This is a genomic window from Bauldia litoralis, from assembly GCF_900104485.1.
GTDB lineage: Bacteria > Pseudomonadota > Alphaproteobacteria > Rhizobiales > Kaistiaceae > Bauldia > Bauldia litoralis.
In genome coordinates this window covers 347,552-364,643 of record NZ_FMXQ01000004.1, presented here as the reverse complement: position 1 = coordinate 364,643, position 17,092 = coordinate 347,552, and the positions used below count along the sequence as shown (strand labels likewise).

The following is a 17,092-nucleotide window of genomic DNA, read 5'->3' as shown; positions in this document are numbered from 1 at the left end:
CGAGGCTTTGCTTGGCGCCCCCCTCACGCCGGCTCCGTCACCGCGCGAAATCGCGCGACGCCGCGCCAGGTGATGCCGTCGCGCTCGCGCCGGGTTTCGGCCGCCTCGAAGCGCAGGTTGACGAGCGCGTGGCCGTCGAGCGTCAGCGCCGCGTCGTCGAGCGCGGCGCGGATCGCCTCGAGAGCCCGCCAGCACTCGGCCTTGCCGCGCTCCCGCGACCAGACCTGCAGCGTCAGGCGATGCTCGGTCCCGGCCTCGGTGCCGGTGCTCCAGTCGCTCGCCCGCGCCTCGCCGAAGCTCGCATAGGGGAATGTCGCGTTGCGCGGCGGCGCATCGTGGATCCGGTCGCCGAGCACCGCGCCGACGTCGCCGTCGGCAACCAGCGCGGCGAACACCGCTTTCTGGAGCGCGAGCGCCGGATGGGTCATCGGTCCCTCCGCATGTCGACCTTGTCCGCCGCCGTCTCGCGCAGAGGCACCGCGGCGCGATGGATCTTCTCCGGCGGCCGCATCCGCTTGCCGGCAGCCGTCGCCGGGCGCAGCGCCTGGATCAGGCCGGCGGTGGTCAGGTCAAGCGTGGTCATGGTCCCTGCTCCTCGGCCTTGGCGACGATGAAGCGCCGCGTCTCGTCCGGGTCGCCGACCGCCAGCAGCCGCAGGATGCGGCCGCGATAGAGGATGCGCATGCCGCCGGCGATGTCGTCGCGGTAGCGCATGGTGACGGTGTGGGTGACGACGCCGGAAAGGTGCCCCGCGACGATCCTTTCGCCGCTCGAGACCGGCGCGATCCGCGCCCAGACCGTGGCATAGGTGTCCCAGGTCACCGCCTCGCCGCCCGCCCCGTCGGGCGCGCCGGCCGCCGACTCGATGACGACGCGGTGGCACAGCCGCCCCGGGCCGAAGTCCCGGGCGCTCACAGCGACAGCAGCCGGTAAGGCGCGATCAGCGCCTCGAAGCCGAGCGGCGCGACCAGCACGGCGAGGTCGTGGCCGACCGCGCCGCGATGCTCATACCAATGCGCCACCAGCATCAGCACCGCCTGGCGGAGCGCCGCCGGCACGTCGACCGAGGTCGCGCCATAGCCGGCGGTGACGTCGATCTCGATGCCGTTGACCGCGCGTCCGACCGGCGTCGGCGCATTGGCCGCCAGCACCAGCCGCGCCGGCGACGCGGCGACATCGGCCTCGTAATCCTCGGCATCGACCACCTGCGGGTCGCCCGCCGCGTCATAGATCGTCACCGCATCGAGCGACATCAGCGGCGCCACCGGCAGCCGGACGATCCGCCGCCTCGGCCAGGCGTCGTAATAGATCCGCCAGCCCTGCTCGATCAGCACCCGCCGCGTCGCGCTTTCGACATGAACACGGGCCGAGACGATCGCCGCGGTCAGCAGCGCATCCTCGTCGCCGCCGTCGATGCGCAGATGCGCCTTGACGTCGGCCAGCGATACCGGCTCCAGCGCCGGCCCGGTGATCAGGGCTGCGGTCATGGTGAGGTCCTTCCCGTTTTGCGATTGATGGGCGCGTTCCGCCCGGAGGGTCCGCTGCCGCGATCCAGCCTGTGCGCCGCCATCCAGCGCACGCGACACCATCACCCACTCAACCGTCATCCTCCGGCTTGACCGGAGGATCGCTGTTCGCCGGCACGGCGCCTGCAGATCGAGCGGAGCGCCGGGTAAAGACCGATCCTCCGGTCAAGCCGGAGGATGACGGTGTGTGGGGAGCGTCTTCGGCGAGACTCGTCCCCGCCGGCGATCTGCCGGTGGCCACGGTCCCGCGCGTTTTCAAGGCGCGCCTCCAGCGCGCGCCTCAGCATGACAACCGCTGTCCTAGGCACCTCCCCCGCCATCCGGAGGTGCTCCGCGCAGCGGAGCCTCGACGGACGCACCGCGCATCCACCGGGCAAAGAGTCAGGCGGCCCCGCCCGCTCGTCACGAGCGGGACCGCCCTGTTCGGCACGTGTCCTGGGGAGGGACGCGGGGGCTCAGGACGTGCCGAATTTCAGGAGCTTGATGGCGTCGAAATCCTGGACGCCGCCGCCGACCCGCTTGGTCGTGTAGAAGAGGACGTAGGGCTTGGCGGAATAGGGATCGCGCAGCACCCGCACGCCGACCCGGTCGACGACCAGGTAGCCGCGGCGGAAATCGCCGAAGGCGATGGCGAACGTGTCGGCGCCGATGTCCGGCATGTCCTCCGACTCGGCGACGGGGAAGTTCATCAGCGTCGGCGTGCCGCCGGCCACCGCCGAGGGCTGCCAGATGTAGTTGCCGTCGGCGTCCTTGAGCTTGCGCACCGCCCCTTGCGTCGAGCGGTTCATCACCCAGTGGGCGTTCTGCCGGTAGCCGGATTTCAGCGCATAGACCAGGTCGATCAGCTCGTCCGACGGGTCGGAGGCGGCGAAGGCGCCGGAGACGCCGGTGACCAGGTAGCCGATCTTGTCCCAGGCCCAGGAGGCTTCCGCCACCGTGGTGTAGCTGAGAAACCCTTTCGGCTTGTTGGTGCCGTCGCCGGTGACGAAGGCCGTGCCTTCCTGCGTGGCGAAGACGGTCTCGACCTCGTCGGCGATCCAGGCGTCGATGTCGACGGCGCTGTCGTCGAGCAGCGTCGCCGTCGCCGCGGGCATGGCGTAGAGTTCCATCGCCGGGAACGAGAGTTCGGCCAGCGTCGGCGCCGCCGTCTCGGTGCGCGCCGCGGTCTCGCCGACCCAGCCGGTCGCCGCACCGGTGATGGCGAAGGGCTTCTTGTAGACGTTGGACGACACCTGGCGGATGCCGGAGATCGCCCGGATCGGCGAGACGCTCGCCAGCCGCCGGCCGATCTCGCGCTCGGTCTCCTCCGGCACGACGTAGCCGCCGTCGGAACCCACCGCCAGCGCCTTCTGCTCGAAACCGCGCAGCGCCTCCTCGTTGCCGCCGCGCACATAGGCCTCGAAGGCCGCCTTGTGCTCCGGCGAGGTCACCACCCGCGATCCGCCGGTCTCCAGCGCCGGCCGCCGCCCCTTGAGGACGAGTTGGTCCATAGCCCGCTTCTGCTCATCGAGCGCCCGGTTGATGCGATCGACCTTGTCGACCGTCACCACGTCGGCGGAAAGCTTGCGCTCGATCTGCTCGAGCCGGTCGTCATTCTCGGCGCGAAACGCCGCGAAGGTCCGGTTGAAGGTCTCGAAGGCACTGGTCATCTCGCCATCGGCCGCCTTGGCCTCCGGCGCAGGCTGGGGAGCATGCGTCATGCGGTGGTTCCTTTCTCGTGGTGTCATGTTTTCGTATTCGCGGTGCCGGGTCCGCGGTGCGACCGTGCGCCGGCCTGGCATGCGCGACGGCGCCTCCTGGCTCCTCCCCTGCGAAGCGGGGGAGAGCCTGCCCTCGACCTGATCGGGGGTGGCGCCGCGAAGCGGCGACGGAGGGCGCGCTCCCACGCTCCGCCAAAAAAACGGCCGGGCAAAACCCGACCGCATTTCCAGAATCACTTGGGTTCGATCGTCAGGCGTAGGCCCCGCACCCGCACCTCTCTGACCATAGCCAAAGATTGCCAGACCAGCGTCACGCTGTCAAGGAATTTATTCCTAATTGTCGGCGGATTGGTGGAGCCTAAGACACTTCGCCAGAAGGCCCGTCACTTCATGCGCTGGCGCAACCGCCAGAAGCCCTGACTTGGTATACTCAACCTGCGATCTGATTCGCGTTCGCCCGCGCCCTTGACGGCTGGAGGCGCACGGGGCGTCTCAGGGCGAGCGGTCCATCCGCTCGGGTGACAAAGGAGTAATCCAATGGCCACCAGCAAAATCGGGAGAAGCGCCGTCACCGGTCGCTTCACCACGGTCAAGACGGCAACGGGGAAACCCAACACACATGTCGTCGAGACCATTAAGAGGAAGTAGGTAACTACTTCTTCTTGGGGCGGCGGCCGGCCTCAACCCGGTCGTCGCCTTTCTTCGGTACCTTGCCTTTGGTTAACGAGTTCTTACCGGGGTGCGGGTCGGGCGGCATCTTGATGCATGCGCTCGGCAATGCGTCGCCCTTCGGCTAGGTCATCTTTTTGAGGCTTCTTTGTCATGCCCAAGGAACCAGATCCAAAAATCAAGATTGCGATGGCCCATCAAGTCGGCGCGCTGTTTCTGAACTTCTCAGGCTTCGACCTGGCACTCAATACTGCCGTCGCCGCCGCTCTGGCACTATCCGGCTTTCAGGCGCAAGTGGTCCTCAGCGGCATGCAGGCGAGATCGAAACTCGAACTACTTGATGCGTTCGCCAAGAAGCACTGGACGAAGGAAGCATACGCCGACACCTTGAAACTCACCAATGAAGCGGGCCGGCTTGTGGCATTCCGCAACGACCTCGCGCATGGCGTGATAGGCACCAACAAAGATGGAAATTTTGAGGTGGTCACCTTCCGAGGGAAGCACCGTTTTGACGGCAAAGCCACGCCTCTTAGTCCCGAAATAATCGCCCCGTATATAGATCTTGCAGAAAGTCTCGCCCGCGTTCTGTGGCGACTGGCGGACAAAGTGACGGAAGAGCTGCGGCAAGAGCGCGAGCAGCAGCCTCGCGAGCATCCTGCCAAGTGACAATCCGATCTTCGGGCGCGCCAGCAGAGGCGTCAGCCAGTCATAGTCTCCATTCCGCCTTTCATACCAGCTGTTAAGCTCCCAGTGCTTCAGGGTCGGGATGCGCGCATGTCACCGTGCGGATCGCGGCGATAAGCGCGGACCGTTCGGCGTCCTCGCTCTGTCATGCCGCCGCCCCTAGCCCACCCGCATCCCCGCCGTCTCCGGCCGGATCGCGGAGAGCAGCGCGGCGCGGTCGCCGCTCTTCACCGCCTCTATCCGCGCCTCGGGCAGCATCGGGAAGGTCACCACCGAGATCTCCCACAGGTCGACCTCGATCAGGCTGCGGATGCCGGTCTTGGCGTCGGTGCGGCCGCGCACCGTCCGGTAGCCGATCGACAACCCGTCGAGCGCCCCACCCAATTCGAAAACCCTCGATCACTCAATCCGGCCGATAGACGCCGTTCTCCAGGTTCCGCAGGGACATCCCGGCCTGCATGGCCTGAGGCATCCACCGCGACTCCCGGATGGTCATCAGCAGCGCCCGGGCCGCCTCGGGTGCGACCGCAAGCGTGGCGTGCGCAGCATTTAGGCGGACCTGCATGTTGGGGTGGTCGTACAGCTTCATTAGTGCCGTGCGCTGATCGCCAGCTCGCGATTTCAGCTCCGCTTCCACGGCGATGATGTCGTCGACGAGGCGGTTGTATTTGCCGATGTCGTCATTGAGTTCGGCCTCGTCTTGCGCCACACCCGTCGCGGCGTAGCGGTCGACGAGTTCCTCGATCGATCTCCTGTCGAGACTAGCCCCACTCATCGCTCAAGGACTCCTATGTCTCTCAGCCCATCCAGTCCTAGTCTAAGGCGCGTGGGCCAATCCTTCCCCCGGGCATATTGCCTTGGCGTCAGCCAGCCGAAGTTTGGGTTTTTCATTTCTTACCAACGATTGAGTTCCCAATGCTTCAAAGTCGGAATACTCACTAGGTTCTCCGCGCCATCGACTCGCGACAAAGGGAAATCATCCTCAAGGGCCGACGCTCGTTCGACAATATGATGGATATCGTATCCCTTTCTCCGCTGAGAGGCAGCCGCACGTAGTTCTCCCAGAGACTTTGGCTCGTCTTGGTATGCCTCGATGAAGGACCAATGGTCGTGAATCCAGAGCCCCGCCTCGTATATGTCCAAGGCCCGACCGATTGGCGAAAGACGAACACCGACCCGCGTGCCCCGCAGGAGCCACCGGGCGATCTCTTTCACGTATCTGTTGCGTCGACGTGCCTTCTCCGGCCGCACGGTCGGAACGCCTGGAGGCTCTTCGCCAATCGGTTCGTCCGAAACCTGCTCCTCGAACGCTGACGGGTTAAGTTCCTCTCCGATGATCGACGGACCACCATCCGTCCATCGACCACCGCCGGGATTGCCGCTCGGGACACGCGGTTGCGACGCCCAGTCCGGATTGTACCGCCGCTCGAGGTCGCGCTCGGCCAGCAGGCGGCCGAGCCGGTCCATCGCCTTGTGGAACCGTGTCGCCGCTGTGTCGGGCAGCATCGCGGCCGTCGCCGCGCGGATCGCGGCGATCAGCGCGATCCGTTCGGCGGTCCTCGCCTCTGTCATGCCGCCCCTACCCCGCCCGCATCGCCACCGTTGCCCGGCGTATCGCGTCGAGCAGCGCGGCGCGGTCGTCGCTCTTCACCGCCTCGACCCGCGCCTCGGGCAGCATCGGGAAGGTCACCACCGAGATCTCCCACAGGTCGACCTCGATCAGGCTGCGGATGCCGGTCTTGGCGTCGGTGCGGCCGCGCACCGTCCGGTAGCCGATCGACAACCCGTCCAGCGCCCCGGCCCGCATCAGGGCGAGCACCTCCCGCGCCTTCGCCACCCCGGCGGCGAGCTGCCCTGCGACATGCAGGCCGCGGCCGTCCTCGGCGATCGTCTTCCAGACGCCTATCGGCGTGTTGGGATCGTGCTGGAACAGCATCCTGACGCCGGCCGGCCCGCGCCGCGCCAGCGAAGCGCGGAAGGCGCCGGGCAGCACGACGTCGCGCCCGAGGTCGGCCTTGCCGAACAGGCTGGCATAGCCGGAAAAGGTACCGTCGGCCTCGACGGCGAGGTCGGCCGGCGCGAATTTCCGTTCGGTTGCGGTCACGGGGCTTTCTCCTGGATACGAAAGTCGGTGCTGCCGGCTTGCGGCCTCGCGGCAAAGGCGCGACCGCGTCAGGATTGATCGCGACGCTGCCATGGCGATCCCTCCCCGAACCGGGGAGGGGGGACCGCCGCGAAGCGGTGGTGGGTGGGGTTCCGCGTCGCGGCAAGAGCAATGCCGGTTTGGGACGAACCCCACCCGTCTGCGCACGGCTTCGCCGCGCGCAGCCACCCTCCCCGGTTCGGGGAGGGATAGCGGTGGGAGCGCCTGCGCCAATTCTGCGAGAGACTCGCCGCCGTCGTCGCCTGGCGACGTCACCCCGGCCCCGGATCAGGCAGGAGCCAGGCACCCCATTCCTGGGGGAGGAAGAGCAGACAGCCCTACCCCTCGACCGCCCGCACCCGCGCGGTCGTGCGGGTCGGCCGGATGACCCGCGCCAGGCCCTCGGCGAAGGTGTGGAAGACGGCGCGGTGGTCCCGGCCGCCGCCCGCCCCGATCAGGGACAGCATGCGTCGCATGGGTCGTCTCCTTGGTGGTTCGCGCCAGGCCCGCCGGCGCGCCCCGCGCGCAGAATGCAAGCAGGACGAGTCGCTTAGTCGCGCTCGTTGAAGAACCGATTCAACCGCGAGATCTCGTTGACGAAGTCGTTGAAGCGGCGGTTCGAGGCCGCCAGTTCGCGCAGCGTCCAGACCAGCAGCCCGCTCGCCCCGCTCGCCCAGAGAAACAGCGCCAGGTGCGCGAGGTCGCCGCGCTGGGCGAAAACCTGAGTCACATCGTCCACGGGCTGCCCTCTGATTCCATTCCGTCGGTTCAGGCATTCGGCATCGTCGCCGACCGGCAAGGCTCGCGCTATCGGCCCATCCCCTCGCCGTCCTCGACCGGCCCATAGCCGACCGCGGCGCGCTTCTCGTTGACGGTCAGGAAGTCCGCCGCCGCGACCCGGCCCCACAGCGCCTCGCGCTCGCTCGCCAGCGCCTCGATCTGGTCGGCGTCGAACCACAGGCGCAGCCCGTCGCCATAGGCCGGCGCCAGCCACGCGGTCAGCGCCTCGGCCAGACGGCCGCAGAGCGGCAGCACGGTCTGGCGCCAGAAGGCAAGGTTGGCTTGCCTGTAGTTGGCATAGGTGTTGTCGCCGGGAATGCCGAGCAGCATCGGCGGCACGCCGAAGGCCAGCGCGATCTCCCGCGCCGCGCCGTTCTTGGCGGCGAGGAAGTCCATGTCCTTCGGCGTCAGGGACAGCGCCTTCCAGTCGAGTCCGCCCTCGAGCAGCAGCGGCCGGCCGGCGTTGCGGGCGCCGGAGAAACCGGTCTCGAGTTCCGCCTTCAGCCGCTCATACTGGTCGGCCGACAAGTTGCCGCCTTCCCTGGTCCGGTAGACCAGCGCGCCGGAGGGCCGGGCCGCGTTGTCGAGCAGCGCCTTGTTCCAGGCCCCCGCCGCATTGTGGATGTCGAGCGCCACCGCCGCCGCCTCGATCGGCGCGAAACCGTAGTGGTCGTTGAGCGGGTGGAACTGCGCCAGATGGAGGACCGGCGAAAGCCGCCCCTCGCCCGGATCGGCGAAGCGCACCGTCCGTCCGCCGACCGTGTATTCGAAGGCGACCGGCCAGCCGTCCGGCCCCGGCACCACCTTCATCCGGTCCGGCCGCAGCGCGTGTAGTTCGCGCGGCGCCCCCCCGGCATCGCCAAAGCCGTCGGGCTCCGCGACGACCGCCTCGACATAGGCGTTGCCGGAAACCAGCAGGTGGCCGAACAGCGTCTCGCGAAAGTCGCGCCCGGCCTGGCGGCGGTTGGGGCGGGCGAGCAGCGCCAGCAGCGGATGATCGTCGAGTTCGGCCGCCCCTTCATAGAGCAGCCACGGCGCGGAGGCCGCCGCCTCGGCGATCATCCGCACGCAGCGGTAGACGATGGCGTTCTTCGCATAGCCCTCGCGGGCCAGCGCCGCATAGTCGCGCGGCGTCCAGGCCGGCGCGCCATGAGTCTGGAAGGCGATCAGCCCGGCGGTCGCCGAAGCCTTGGTCTCCTCCGGCGTCGCCGTCGGACGACCGTTGATGAACGGAATGCGCATCGGCTTCGTTTCCCTTGCCGTGGTTCCGCCGCAATGCAGGCCGCTCCTCCCGGGAGAACCGAGGGGGTTTGCCATGCATATCGACGAACAGGTTGTTGCTCACTACAGCCGGCCGGGCCTCGAACAGGCGATCCTCGATGCCCTCGCCGCATCGGGCCATGCCGACCTCGACCACATCGTGCCGGTCCAGTTGTCAGGCGCCGACGAATTCCATCTCGGCTGGCGACCAGCCACCGTTGCCTTCGCCACGGCCCTCGGCTTTCCGCGTGGCGCCCATGTCCTCGACATCGGCGCCGGCATCGGCGGCCCGGCCCGGCATTTCGCCGAAGGCCACGGCGTCCGCGTCACCGGCGTCGACCTGTCGTCCGATTACGTCGAGGCTGCCAACGCGCTGACCCGGCGCTGCGGCCTGACCGATGTCGATTTCGAGACGGCCGACGCCCTCGCCCTGCCCTTCGAGGCTGAGACCTTCGATGGCGCCTACACGATCCACGCGGCGATGAACATTTCCGAGAAGGGCACGCTCTTCGCCGAGGCGCGCCGCGTGCTGAAGCCCGGCGCCCGCTTCGGCGTCTACGACATCATGCGCGTCGATGACGGCGAGATCCCCTATCCGATGCCCTGGGCGACGACCGTCGAGACCAGCTTCGTCGAGACCGTCGACACCTATCGCGACCTTCTCGCCGCCGCCGGCTTCGCCACCGAAAGCCAGACCGACCGCGGCGACCTTGCCCGCGATCTCGGCCGGCGGATGCGCGAGAAGGCAGCCGCCGACGGCCCGCCGCCGCTCGGCCTCCACACCGTCATGGGCCCGGCGACCCCGGAGCGCCTCGGCAACGTCATGAAGACGCTCGAAGCCCGCATAATCGCCCCGATCGAAATCATCGCCCGCGCGGTCTGAGCGAGCGCCCGGGCGCCTGTCCCCGCTGGGGCAATCCTCCGTTACCGCCATCCTGAGGTGCCCGGCCGCGCAAGCGCGCCGGGCACCTCAGGACGCACCAGCGCAACGGACAATCGCAGCGAAGCCAGCCCCAACGAGCGGCCCATGGCCACCATCGGGCCTCTCACGATTCCCGCCCCCAGTTCTCCGACGATAGCCAAATCCTACCCGAGCACCGTCACGGCGTCAAGGAATTTATTCCTGTATCTGGATTTGAGAATCCGCGCAACACCGACTCCGCCGGCCCCTTCGTCCCCTTCCTCGCAACGACACCGCCCTCGGCGCCTCTTTACGCCTTCTTCAGCCAAGCGCGCTGTTCGTCTTGCGAGCGGTATCGAATCCGATCAATCTGCGGTAATCGGCCCCGGTCAATCGGTGCATGCCGAAATTCATTGCCAATCGACCCACAAAAATTAGCGGAGAAAACAATGCGGAAATGCAGATCCATGATGCTCGTCGCTGGGGCGGTGGCCCTGACGGCCGCGTCGGCCGTCGTTGTCCCGGAGCCCGCCTTCACTGCTCCCGACGCGACCTATTGTAACGGTTATGCCAAGGATTTTGCCCGCCGCAACTCACGCGGCCCGGTGGCCGGCGGCGCCCTGTTCGGTGCGGTCGGCGGCGCCATCGTCGGTGGCATCATCGGCGGTCCGGTCGGTGTCGCGGCGGCGATCGGCGGCGGTGCCGGCGCAGTGGTCGGCGGCGGCGCCCGCGCCAACCGCTACAACCAGCTTTACAATCAGGCCTTTGCCGACTGCATGAAGAGCTGATGTCCCGCGACGCAAACCTCTCCCCTGAAAACTGGAGCAAAGTGATGAGAGTTCTGATCGCAGCAGCAGCTGCAGCGGCCTTCGCGGCGTTTGCCGCTCCGGCGGTCGCCGAGCCGACCGACATGGAAATCGTCTTCATCAAGTCCGACGAAAACGGCGACGGCGTCCTCAGCAAGGGCGAAGTCCTGATCATTTCGATCCGGCAGTTCGACGAATCCGACGCCAATGGCGACCAGGTCATCGACGCGGAAGAAGCCGGCGAAATCGCGACCCATGTCGAGTTCACCGACAATGACGCCGACAAGAGCGGGTCGCTGTCGCTCGAGGAAATGATCGAAGAGAAGCTGGCCGACTTCAAGGCGATCGACGCGGACTCGGACGGCTTCCTGACCATGGAAGAAATCGAGACGGCCTACGAAGGCCAGCAGTAGGACCGGCCTGAAAAACGCCCCGTGGCAGAAGGGACAGATCTGCCACGGGGCGTGTTGGCGCCTCTCGCGAGTGGGAGTCTCGGGTGGCGCGGCAACAGACTACATGGCGCTCATGCCGGCCTTGAACGGCTTGACATAGGGCTTCTCCTCGGCGTTGAGCGCCGGCGTATCGACGTCGGTCATGCCTTCGCCGAAGGAGTATTTGCCATCGCCGTCGGTGTCGTAGTGAAGCATGGCGATGAAGTCCTCTCCGTCCTTGAGCGGATAGTCGGCGGTGACCACGACATTCTCCGTGGTACCCGCTTCGATGAAGGTGTTGCCGATCGACGCCGGCACGACGACGTTGCCGTTGACGACCTCATGGATCACCACGAAGCCGTTCTTGTCGATCAGGGCCGACGGAAAGGTGATCGTCGCGCCGTCGGTCTTGACCGCGTTGACGTCGAGGTTGAGGTGATCGGCAAGCGCCGGGGTCGCGCCAAGCGCGCTGGCGGCGAGGGCAAGGATCGCAAGTTTCCGCATTGAAATTCTCCTCTCATTGTTCGCGTACCGCCCATGTCACGGGCGGCGCTACAGAGAGCTACGGAAGGAACGGGGATCGGGTTTCACCACCGCCGATTTATTCTGCTCGGGCGACGGATGTAATCGCGCTCACAGCGTCGACCGCGCCGCGGGCTATGGTTGCGAGCCAGGCGTCCGTGGTCGGAATCCTCAGATGAAATATGCCGTCATTGCCGCGCTGCTCGTTACCATCGGTTTCCTGGCCGACCGGCTGGCGCGAGAGGAGAACCAGCGCCACGCGCTGCTCACTGGCGCCTGCCCCCGCCCGGACACGACCGCCGACGGCAAGGGCGCGGAGGCGTGGCAATGTCTCGCGACCATCCAGACGCGACCGTCCTGGCTATGGCAGGTGTATGTGGGCGTGACCGAGTCGCTGCCGCCGGTAGCGCTGACCAGCCCGGATTAGGACCAGGGATCACGGCTTCCAGAAGTAAAGGATCGCGGGTTGCGTCGAAGCAAACGAGCTGCACCGGGCCTTTACCGCTGTATCGTCTTCGCAAAGTGAGGGCGCACCATCGTTGACGGAACGGTATGCTGGCTCCTAGTCTTCTGTATGAGCGACATGATAACCGACGTCATGCACATCAGATGCCCGGCAGCGAAAGCGTACGACTTTATGGCGGACGCCCGGAACGAGACCCGCTGGAACAGTGGCGTCGCGGAGGTTGAACTGCGGTCCGGTGAACCGATCGGCGAAGGCACGCAGTTCATGGTGGTGGACAAGCGCGGGCAGCATGACGTGACGATTACCGGCTACAATCGGCCCGAAACGCTGTCGTTTGTCGTTCGCAGTGCCAGCATGGACGTACAAATTGACTACCTGCTGACCGAGGCTGACGGCGTAACGACGATGACCGGCCGGTTTAATGCGAAGGGCAAGGGGGCCATGAGATTCATGCTGCCGATGCTCGTTCCCCTGATCCGGCGGGACCTCGCCAGGGAGCATGCGAACTTTATCCGGCTTTGCGAGACACCCGGCTAGTTCGGGTCCGTTCCACGCCGCTGTCGCGGGTAGCGCCCCTGCTTCCGGGGACCACTGCGCTAGACAGGTCGGTCAGACTCCAACGCCTGCCGCACGCACCAGAAGGTAGCGCCAGTCGTCCTCGGTAATGATCGTGCGCGACAGCGCGCACCCATCGATACCAATCTCGATGACGTCGACGAAACTGACGTCACCCTCCGGCAGGACATGCGCCAGCACGGTCGACACCTCGACCGGGGCGCTTTCGGTCTGGCGGCGCCATTCGTCGGCAAAGGCCTGTTCAAGCCCGCCGGCCAGCATCACGGTCTCGCCGCCCAGCTCGTTGCGCTCGGCTTCCAGGCGGGAGATGACCTCATCGTCGGTAACGCAGACCGGAAGCGCGCCGGAGGCGGCGGCGACGAACAGCGGCGCGCCGCCGACCGGCGCGGCCATGGTCGTTGCGTGACCAACCGGCGCGGTTTGCGAGAGATTGTCTTCGAAGGTCGATTCGGCCGGGATGTTGGCGAAGGCGACGGCGGCCGTCACCGCGGACAGGGCGATACCGCCCGCTACCGATGCTGCCTTTCCCAGATGCCTTGCCATCGTTCTGATCCCTTGTTTCGCCCCCTGGTGGCTCGCCGAGCGTTCGGGGCTTTCGGTTCATCAACGCCTGAAGGCGGGTCGTTGGTTCCGATGAAATAGCGATACAGGTGAAATGCAGGGAGCGCTGTGACCCGGGACACAACGAAAAACAGGGCCCTCAGGGCCCTGTTTTCATTAACGAATTTGATATCGATTGATGGCGTCGGTCAGGGCGTGACAACCACGCGGGCGCGCAGCCGCGTCCTGTCGTAGAGATCGATAACATGCCCGTTGAACATGCGGATGCAGCCCGACGAGGCCGCCTTGCCGATCGAGCTCGGCGCGTTGGTGCCGTGAATCCGGTATTCGGACCAGCCGAGATAGAGGGCGCGGGCGCCAAGCGGATTTTCGGGGCCGCCCGGGACAACACGTGGCAGGTTCTTTCCCTGCGCCTTGGCCCGTTCGATCATGTCCGCCGGCGGGCGCCAGTCGGGCCATTCGCGCTTCTTGCTCACCCGCATCGAGCCTTCCCACTGGAAGCCCTCCTTGCCGACGGCGATGCCGTAGCGCAGCGCGTTGCCGTTGCCCATGATGTAGTAGAGGTAGCGCTCCGACGTATCGATGATGATCGAGCCGGCCGGCATCTGGGTGCGGTAGGAGACCGGCGTCCGCTGCAGGTTGCGGGCGAGTTCGTTCTCCCCCGGGATCGGCGTCAGGCCCGTGGCGCTGTGGGCTGGCGGCTGAAATGCCAGGAACATCGTCGCGAAGGCGACGACCGCGGCCAGCAGCCAGGCGCCGCGCGGTCGAGCCGGGTCTTCCAAAGTCCGTTCGGTCATCGTCATCTCGTTCCGTTGCGAGCGGGCGGCGACGCCAGCAGCGGCGCTCCCTGGAAGTGGTTCAGGTTTCATTATGACAAGAAGCGGCCAATCATGGAGAAAAAATGATCGGCCGTCATACAAAACGCCCCCGATCGACTCCGGCGCCAAGACCTCAGTCGAAACGCCAGGAATCGAAGGCGAAGAAGCCCATCTGCTTCGAATCGTGGACGCGTTCCGCCCGTGGCGCGTCGCCGCCGGCCCCATAGGCGAAGAACAGCGGCATCAGGTGCTCGTCGGTCGGGTGGTTCTCGACGACGAAGGGCGCTTCGGCCTTCCAGTCGAGGATCGCCGCGCGGTCGCCAGCCGCGAAGCGGTCGGCGAACCACTCCGTGAAGGCGGCGACCTTGCCGGCCATCGCCGCGTCCGGCGCGACCCCGCCCCGCATGGCGCCAAACACCGCGCGGAGATTGTGGGTGATGTGGCCCGAGCCGATGACGAGGATATCGTCGTCGCGCAGCGGCGCCAGCGCCCTGCCCAGGGCATAGTGATAGGCGGCGTCGCGGGATGGATCGATCGATACCTGGACGATGGGGATATCGGCCGCCGGGAAGGCAAGCAGCATCGGCGTCCACGCGCCGTGATCGTAGCCCCGCTCGGCCGCGACACCGGCCGCAAATCCCGCCTCCCCCAGCATCGTACGGACGCGTTCGGCCAGCTTCGGGTCGCCGGGCGCCGGGTAGACGATCTTGTACAATTCGTCGGGAAAGCCGCCGAAGTCGTAGATCATCCCCGGCTCGGGATCGGTGACCACGACCGGCCCGGACGTCTCGAAATGGGCCGACATGATGACGATCGCCGAAGGCCTGCCGATCACCGCCTCCAGCCCGGTCAGGTAATCGCGCGCCGGCGTATCGTCGAGCACGATATTCGGGCCGCCATGGGAAATGAACAGGCTGGGCATTGTCATGGCGAAGAGGTTCCACCAGGCGTGCGAGGGAAAACGGGATCCGTCAGACTCATGCCGTCGCGTCGGGAAAAATGGTGGGCGGTACTGGGATTGAACCAGTGACCCCTACGATGTCAACGTAGTGCTCTCCCGCTGAGCTAACCGCCCATCCGGCCGTGCCGCGTTTCGAAGGCAAGGCTGATGCGCCCGCATATAGCAGGGCCGGTTCGGGCAGTGCAAGCGGTTGTCGCAGCCCTTTTTCGCCGCCCCCGCCAACCGCCCCGGCGAACCCCAGCGTCGGCCCGGCCTCTCTTCCGGCCGCCCCTCCCCTCACAGCCCCCGCACCCGCGGCTCGCCGCCCTCGCCCAGCATCAGCGCGGCGATCGCCCAGACCAGCGCATCGAGGCGGTCGGGCGAGCGGCCGGCCGACAGGCCGTCGGGGCCGAAGTCGCAGAGTTCGTCCTCGAGCGCCGCCAGCGCCCCGACATGGCGCACCCGGCCTTGCGCATAGAGTGCGGCCACCGGCTCGGCCCTCAGCCACTTGCCGCGGGTCGCCCGGACCTTGGTCACCGGCACCGTCGCATCGACCTCGCGCAGCACCGCCTCGACCATGTCGCCGCCCTGGTTGACCTCGGCGACCAGCGCGTCGGCGTCGAAGCGCCGGTAGAGCCGGATCGCCGCCGCCGCCCACTGGTCGGGCCGCACCTCGGTCACCGTCGCGTCGGCGATGACATAGCCGATGCCGTCGGGCCCGAGCCCGGCGGCGACGATGCCGCAGATGCCGCTCCGCTTCGAGGCCGGCGGATCGACGGCGACGACGATGCGGCCGAGCGGCGGATGCAGGCCGACCCGCGCCGCCTCGATCTCGTGGCGCTGCCACAGGCCGTCCGCCCGATCCTCGATCAGTTCGCCCTCCAGTTCCTGCCGACCGAGCCGCGTCCCGGCATAGCGGCCGACGACGCGCTCGATGAAACCGGAGGCGAGGTTGAAGCGGTTGGCGCGGGTGGTCGCCCGGGTGATCGTCGTGTCGGCGGCGGCGATCAGCCGCCTGAGCAACGGGATCGGCCGCGGCGTCGTCGTCACCATCTGGCGCGGCCGCTCGCCGAGCCTGAGGCCGAATTGCAGCATGTCCCAGGTCGCCTCGGCATGACGCCACTTGGCCAGCTCGTCGCTCCAGGCGGCGCCGAATTGCGGGCCGCGCAGACCTTCGGGATCCTCCGCCGAAAACGCCTGCGCCACCGCGCCATTCGGCCAGACCAGCCGCCGCCGCGTCGGCTGCCAGTCCGGCTGCTCGCCGGTGGCGTGGACCCGCAACAGGCCGGAGACGCCCTCGATCATCACCTCGCGGACGTCGGCGAAGGTCTCGCCGACCAGGGCGATGCGGGCGACCGGCAGGCTTGCGAAAGGCGGCAGGCCGAGCGCCAGTCCGCGCACCCATTCGGCGCCTGCCCGGGTCTTGCCGGCGCCGCGCCCGCCGAGCATCAGCCAGGTCAGCCAGTCGCCCGGCGGCGGCATCTGGTCCGGCCGGGCCCAGATCAGCCAGCGGCCATTGGCGAATTCAGCCTGCGCTTCCGTCAGTGCCGCCAACAGGTCCAGCGGGCTCTGTCCGTTGTCCAGCCCACGCTGCAATTCGGCGCAGAAGATCTGCTCGAAATTCTCCACTATCGGGGGGCTCCGCTCTGTCGGGTTTCGCGCCGCCGTCCCGCTCGAGCGCCATCAGGGTTGCCAGCGTCTTGGCCAGCGTGCCGAGGATGCGCGCGTCCTTTTCCTCGACGGCCGCGTCGCGCTTCGCCAGCCGCTGTTCGATCATCGCCACCTGCCGGTCGACCGCGCCGACCAGCCGGCCCATCACCGCGCCGGCATCGCCGAGGCCCGCCGCCAGCGGCCGGTCGCCGGGGGCCGGACGTTCGCGGCGCGGCGCGGCGCGCGGCGCCTCCGGCGGCCGGATCCAGCCCTGCTCGACGACAAAGCGGTGGAACGATCCCGGCGGCACGCCGTGTTCGATGGCAATCTGGCGCAGCGAGCGCGGCGTCTCCTCGACCATCCGGCGCAGGGTCTCGCGCGCCGCCGGGTCGCGTCCCAGCGCGGCCATCGCGCCGCGCCGCGCCACGGCCGGCATCGCACCGGGATCATGGCCGTTCGGTATCGGGGTATGAGGGTGCAGGTCCATGCGTGTCTCCCGCCGGCCCGCCGCCAAGGCGGACGGCCGGCCAAAAAAGAAAGCCCCCGCCCGTATCCGGGCAGGAGCTTCGAGGTGGCGCGGCGCATCGGTCCGCCGGGGAGGAGGACGGCGGCCGCAACCGCGCTGGGTAAACGTGTGAGGAGGTTGGGGGCCGCCGACA

The 17,092-nt window shown here is 67.5% G+C and carries 23 protein-coding genes, 1 tRNA gene and 1 pseudogene; 6 read left to right on the top strand and 19 right to left on the bottom strand.

Features of this window, described 5'->3' with window-relative positions:
• Positions 1-23: 23 nt before the first annotated feature.
• From BLT60_RS12005 to BLT60_RS11990, 5 genes are all read right to left on the bottom strand, one after another.
• Positions 24-428 (bottom strand): DUF3168 domain-containing protein, encoded by a 405-nt coding sequence (locus BLT60_RS12005; RefSeq protein WP_090876668.1) that lies wholly within the window; start codon positions 426-428, stop codon positions 24-26.
• Positions 425-583 carry a hypothetical protein gene (locus BLT60_RS24355; RefSeq protein WP_175478399.1) on the bottom strand — a complete coding sequence of 53 codons (159 nt, stop codon included), beginning with the start codon at positions 581-583 and terminating at the stop codon, positions 425-427. Before BLT60_RS24355 ends, BLT60_RS12005 begins: the two co-directional genes overlap by 4 nt.
• Positions 580-915, bottom strand: a complete 336-nt coding sequence (locus BLT60_RS12000; RefSeq protein WP_090876667.1) for a phage head closure protein — start codon at positions 913-915, stop codon at positions 580-582. The genes BLT60_RS24355 and BLT60_RS12000 overlap by 4 nt, the downstream gene beginning before the upstream one ends.
• On the bottom strand, positions 912-1,487 hold the full coding sequence (locus tag BLT60_RS11995) for a head-tail connector protein (RefSeq protein WP_090876798.1): 576 nt from the start codon (positions 1,485-1,487) through the stop codon (positions 912-914). Before BLT60_RS11995 ends, BLT60_RS12000 begins: the two co-directional genes overlap by 4 nt.
• 494 nt (positions 1,488-1,981) lie before the next feature.
• Positions 1,982-3,226 carry a phage major capsid protein gene (locus tag BLT60_RS11990; RefSeq protein WP_244521235.1) on the bottom strand — a complete coding sequence of 415 codons (1,245 nt, stop codon included), beginning with the start codon at positions 3,224-3,226 and terminating at the stop codon, positions 1,982-1,984.
• Positions 3,227-4,048: 822 nt separating this feature from the next.
• Between BLT60_RS11990 and BLT60_RS11985 the strand changes: the two genes are divergently transcribed.
• Positions 4,049-4,561: a hypothetical protein gene (locus BLT60_RS11985; RefSeq protein WP_090876666.1), complete on the top strand. Its 513-nt coding sequence runs from the start codon at positions 4,049-4,051 to the stop codon at positions 4,559-4,561.
• 177 nt (positions 4,562-4,738) lie between these two features.
• Here the strand turns inward: BLT60_RS11985 and BLT60_RS11980 are convergent.
• From BLT60_RS11980 to BLT60_RS11955, 7 genes and pseudogenes are all read right to left on the bottom strand, one after another.
• Positions 4,739-4,957: pseudogene (locus tag BLT60_RS11980) on the bottom strand (HK97 family phage prohead protease); the annotation flags it as partial.
• 25 nt (positions 4,958-4,982) lie between these two features.
• A complete protein-coding gene (locus BLT60_RS11975; RefSeq protein ID WP_090876664.1) occupies positions 4,983-5,354 on the bottom strand; it encodes a DUF2019 domain-containing protein in 372 nt (123 codons plus the stop codon).
• Positions 5,355-5,473: 119 nt separating this feature from the next.
• Positions 5,474-6,151 (bottom strand): hypothetical protein, encoded by a 678-nt coding sequence (locus BLT60_RS11970; RefSeq protein ID WP_090876663.1) that lies wholly within the window; start codon positions 6,149-6,151, stop codon positions 5,474-5,476.
• 7 nt (positions 6,152-6,158) lie between these two features.
• Positions 6,159-6,683, bottom strand: a complete 525-nt coding sequence (locus tag BLT60_RS11965; protein ID WP_244521234.1) for an HK97 family phage prohead protease — start codon at positions 6,681-6,683, stop codon at positions 6,159-6,161.
• A 377-nt stretch (positions 6,684-7,060) separates the two neighbouring features.
• Positions 7,061-7,198, bottom strand: a complete 138-nt coding sequence (locus tag BLT60_RS24350; protein ID WP_175478398.1) for a hypothetical protein — start codon at positions 7,196-7,198, stop codon at positions 7,061-7,063.
• 74 nt (positions 7,199-7,272) lie between these two features.
• Positions 7,273-7,461 (bottom strand): hypothetical protein, encoded by a 189-nt coding sequence (locus BLT60_RS11960; RefSeq protein ID WP_090876796.1) that lies wholly within the window; start codon positions 7,459-7,461, stop codon positions 7,273-7,275.
• A 68-nt stretch (positions 7,462-7,529) separates the two neighbouring features.
• Positions 7,530-8,744 (bottom strand): phage portal protein, encoded by a 1,215-nt coding sequence (locus BLT60_RS11955; protein ID WP_090876661.1) that lies wholly within the window; start codon positions 8,742-8,744, stop codon positions 7,530-7,532.
• Positions 8,745-8,817: 73 nt separating this feature from the next.
• Here BLT60_RS11955 and BLT60_RS11950 point away from each other — a divergent pair, with 73 nt between their 5' ends.
• From BLT60_RS11950 to BLT60_RS11940, 3 genes are all read left to right on the top strand, one after another.
• Positions 8,818-9,645 (top strand): class I SAM-dependent methyltransferase, encoded by an 828-nt coding sequence (locus BLT60_RS11950; protein ID WP_090876660.1) that lies wholly within the window; start codon positions 8,818-8,820, stop codon positions 9,643-9,645.
• A 485-nt stretch (positions 9,646-10,130) separates the two neighbouring features.
• The gene (locus BLT60_RS11945; protein WP_090876659.1) at positions 10,131-10,451 is read left to right on the top strand and encodes a hypothetical protein; all 321 of its coding nucleotides are present in this window, start codon (positions 10,131-10,133) and stop codon (positions 10,449-10,451) included.
• Positions 10,452-10,495: 44 nt separating this feature from the next.
• Positions 10,496-10,882 (top strand): EF-hand domain-containing protein, encoded by a 387-nt coding sequence (locus tag BLT60_RS11940; RefSeq protein WP_175478397.1) that lies wholly within the window; start codon positions 10,496-10,498, stop codon positions 10,880-10,882.
• 99 nt (positions 10,883-10,981) lie between these two features.
• On the opposite strand, the gene BLT60_RS11935 is transcribed toward BLT60_RS11940, so the two are convergent.
• Positions 10,982-11,404, bottom strand: a complete 423-nt coding sequence (locus BLT60_RS11935) for a DUF7282 domain-containing protein (protein WP_090876657.1) — start codon at positions 11,402-11,404, stop codon at positions 10,982-10,984.
• A gap of 193 nt (positions 11,405-11,597) precedes the next feature.
• Between BLT60_RS11935 and BLT60_RS11930 the strand changes: the two genes are divergently transcribed.
• Positions 11,598-11,849, top strand: coding sequence for a hypothetical protein (locus BLT60_RS11930; RefSeq protein WP_090876656.1), 252 nt, complete (start codon positions 11,598-11,600; stop codon positions 11,847-11,849).
• A gap of 156 nt (positions 11,850-12,005) precedes the next feature.
• A complete protein-coding gene (locus tag BLT60_RS11925; RefSeq protein WP_175478396.1) occupies positions 12,006-12,425 on the top strand; it encodes an SRPBCC family protein in 420 nt (139 codons plus the stop codon).
• A gap of 72 nt (positions 12,426-12,497) precedes the next feature.
• Here the strand turns inward: BLT60_RS11925 and BLT60_RS11920 are convergent, their stop codons facing one another.
• The 6 genes from BLT60_RS11920 to BLT60_RS11895 all read right to left on the bottom strand — a co-directional run bounded on the left by BLT60_RS11920 (position 12,498) and on the right by BLT60_RS11895 (position 16,920).
• A complete protein-coding gene (locus tag BLT60_RS11920) occupies positions 12,498-13,007 on the bottom strand; it encodes a hypothetical protein (protein WP_175478395.1) in 510 nt (169 codons plus the stop codon).
• Positions 13,008-13,213: 206 nt separating this feature from the next.
• A complete protein-coding gene (locus BLT60_RS11915; RefSeq protein WP_090876795.1) occupies positions 13,214-13,822 on the bottom strand; it encodes a L,D-transpeptidase in 609 nt (202 codons plus the stop codon).
• Positions 13,823-13,976: 154 nt separating this feature from the next.
• A complete protein-coding gene (locus BLT60_RS11910; RefSeq protein WP_090876653.1) occupies positions 13,977-14,771 on the bottom strand; it encodes a DODA-type extradiol aromatic ring-opening family dioxygenase in 795 nt (264 codons plus the stop codon).
• A 72-nt stretch (positions 14,772-14,843) separates the two neighbouring features.
• A tRNA-Val gene (locus BLT60_RS11905) sits at positions 14,844-14,918 on the bottom strand.
• Positions 14,919-15,080: 162 nt separating this feature from the next.
• Positions 15,081-16,328: a DNA-packaging protein gene (locus tag BLT60_RS11900; RefSeq protein ID WP_425285002.1), complete on the bottom strand. Its 1,248-nt coding sequence runs from the start codon at positions 16,326-16,328 to the stop codon at positions 15,081-15,083.
• Positions 16,309-16,920, bottom strand: coding sequence for a hypothetical protein (locus BLT60_RS11895; protein WP_139167815.1), 612 nt, complete (start codon positions 16,918-16,920; stop codon positions 16,309-16,311). The genes BLT60_RS11900 and BLT60_RS11895 overlap by 20 nt, the downstream gene beginning before the upstream one ends.
• Positions 16,921-17,092: the final 172 nt, after the last annotated feature.

What these genes read in the sequence shown, in the direction of transcription:
- BLT60_RS12005 (WP_090876668.1), bottom strand. Translation starts at nt 428, where the DNA reads ATGACCCATCCGGCGCTCGCGCTCCAGAAAGCGGTGTTCGCCGCGCTG.
- BLT60_RS24355 (WP_175478399.1), bottom strand. Translation starts at nt 583, where the DNA reads ATGACCACGCTTGACCTGACCACCGCCGGCCTGATCCAGGCGCTGCGC.
- BLT60_RS11995 (WP_090876798.1), bottom strand. Translation starts at nt 1,487, where the DNA reads ATGACCGCAGCCCTGATCACCGGGCCGGCGCTGGAGCCGGTATCGCTG.
- BLT60_RS11990 (WP_244521235.1), bottom strand. Translation starts at nt 3,226, where the DNA reads ATGACGCATGCTCCCCAGCCTGCGCCGGAGGCCAAGGCGGCCGATGGC.
- BLT60_RS11985 (WP_090876666.1), top strand. Translation starts at nt 4,049, where the DNA reads ATGCCCAAGGAACCAGATCCAAAAATCAAGATTGCGATGGCCCATCAA.
- BLT60_RS11975 (WP_090876664.1), bottom strand. Translation starts at nt 5,354, where the DNA reads ATGAGTGGGGCTAGTCTCGACAGGAGATCGATCGAGGAACTCGTCGAC.
- BLT60_RS11970 (WP_090876663.1), bottom strand. Translation starts at nt 6,151, where the DNA reads ATGACAGAGGCGAGGACCGCCGAACGGATCGCGCTGATCGCCGCGATC.
- BLT60_RS24350 (WP_175478398.1), bottom strand. Translation starts at nt 7,198, where the DNA reads ATGCGACGCATGCTGTCCCTGATCGGGGCGGGCGGCGGCCGGGACCAC.
- BLT60_RS11955 (WP_090876661.1), bottom strand. Translation starts at nt 8,744, where the DNA reads ATGCGCATTCCGTTCATCAACGGTCGTCCGACGGCGACGCCGGAGGAG.
- BLT60_RS11950 (WP_090876660.1), top strand. Translation starts at nt 8,818, where the DNA reads ATGCATATCGACGAACAGGTTGTTGCTCACTACAGCCGGCCGGGCCTC.
- BLT60_RS11945 (WP_090876659.1), top strand. Translation starts at nt 10,131, where the DNA reads ATGATGCTCGTCGCTGGGGCGGTGGCCCTGACGGCCGCGTCGGCCGTC.
- BLT60_RS11940 (WP_175478397.1), top strand. Translation starts at nt 10,496, where the DNA reads ATGAGAGTTCTGATCGCAGCAGCAGCTGCAGCGGCCTTCGCGGCGTTT.
- BLT60_RS11935 (WP_090876657.1), bottom strand. Translation starts at nt 11,404, where the DNA reads ATGCGGAAACTTGCGATCCTTGCCCTCGCCGCCAGCGCGCTTGGCGCG.
- BLT60_RS11930 (WP_090876656.1), top strand. Translation starts at nt 11,598, where the DNA reads ATGAAATATGCCGTCATTGCCGCGCTGCTCGTTACCATCGGTTTCCTG.
- BLT60_RS11925 (WP_175478396.1), top strand. Translation starts at nt 12,006, where the DNA reads ATGATAACCGACGTCATGCACATCAGATGCCCGGCAGCGAAAGCGTAC.
- BLT60_RS11920 (WP_175478395.1), bottom strand. Translation starts at nt 13,007, where the DNA reads ATGGCAAGGCATCTGGGAAAGGCAGCATCGGTAGCGGGCGGTATCGCC.
- BLT60_RS11915 (WP_090876795.1), bottom strand. Translation starts at nt 13,822, where the DNA reads ATGACCGAACGGACTTTGGAAGACCCGGCTCGACCGCGCGGCGCCTGG.
- BLT60_RS11910 (WP_090876653.1), bottom strand. Translation starts at nt 14,771, where the DNA reads ATGACAATGCCCAGCCTGTTCATTTCCCATGGCGGCCCGAATATCGTG.
- BLT60_RS11895 (WP_139167815.1), bottom strand. Translation starts at nt 16,920, where the DNA reads ATGGACCTGCACCCTCATACCCCGATACCGAACGGCCATGATCCCGGT.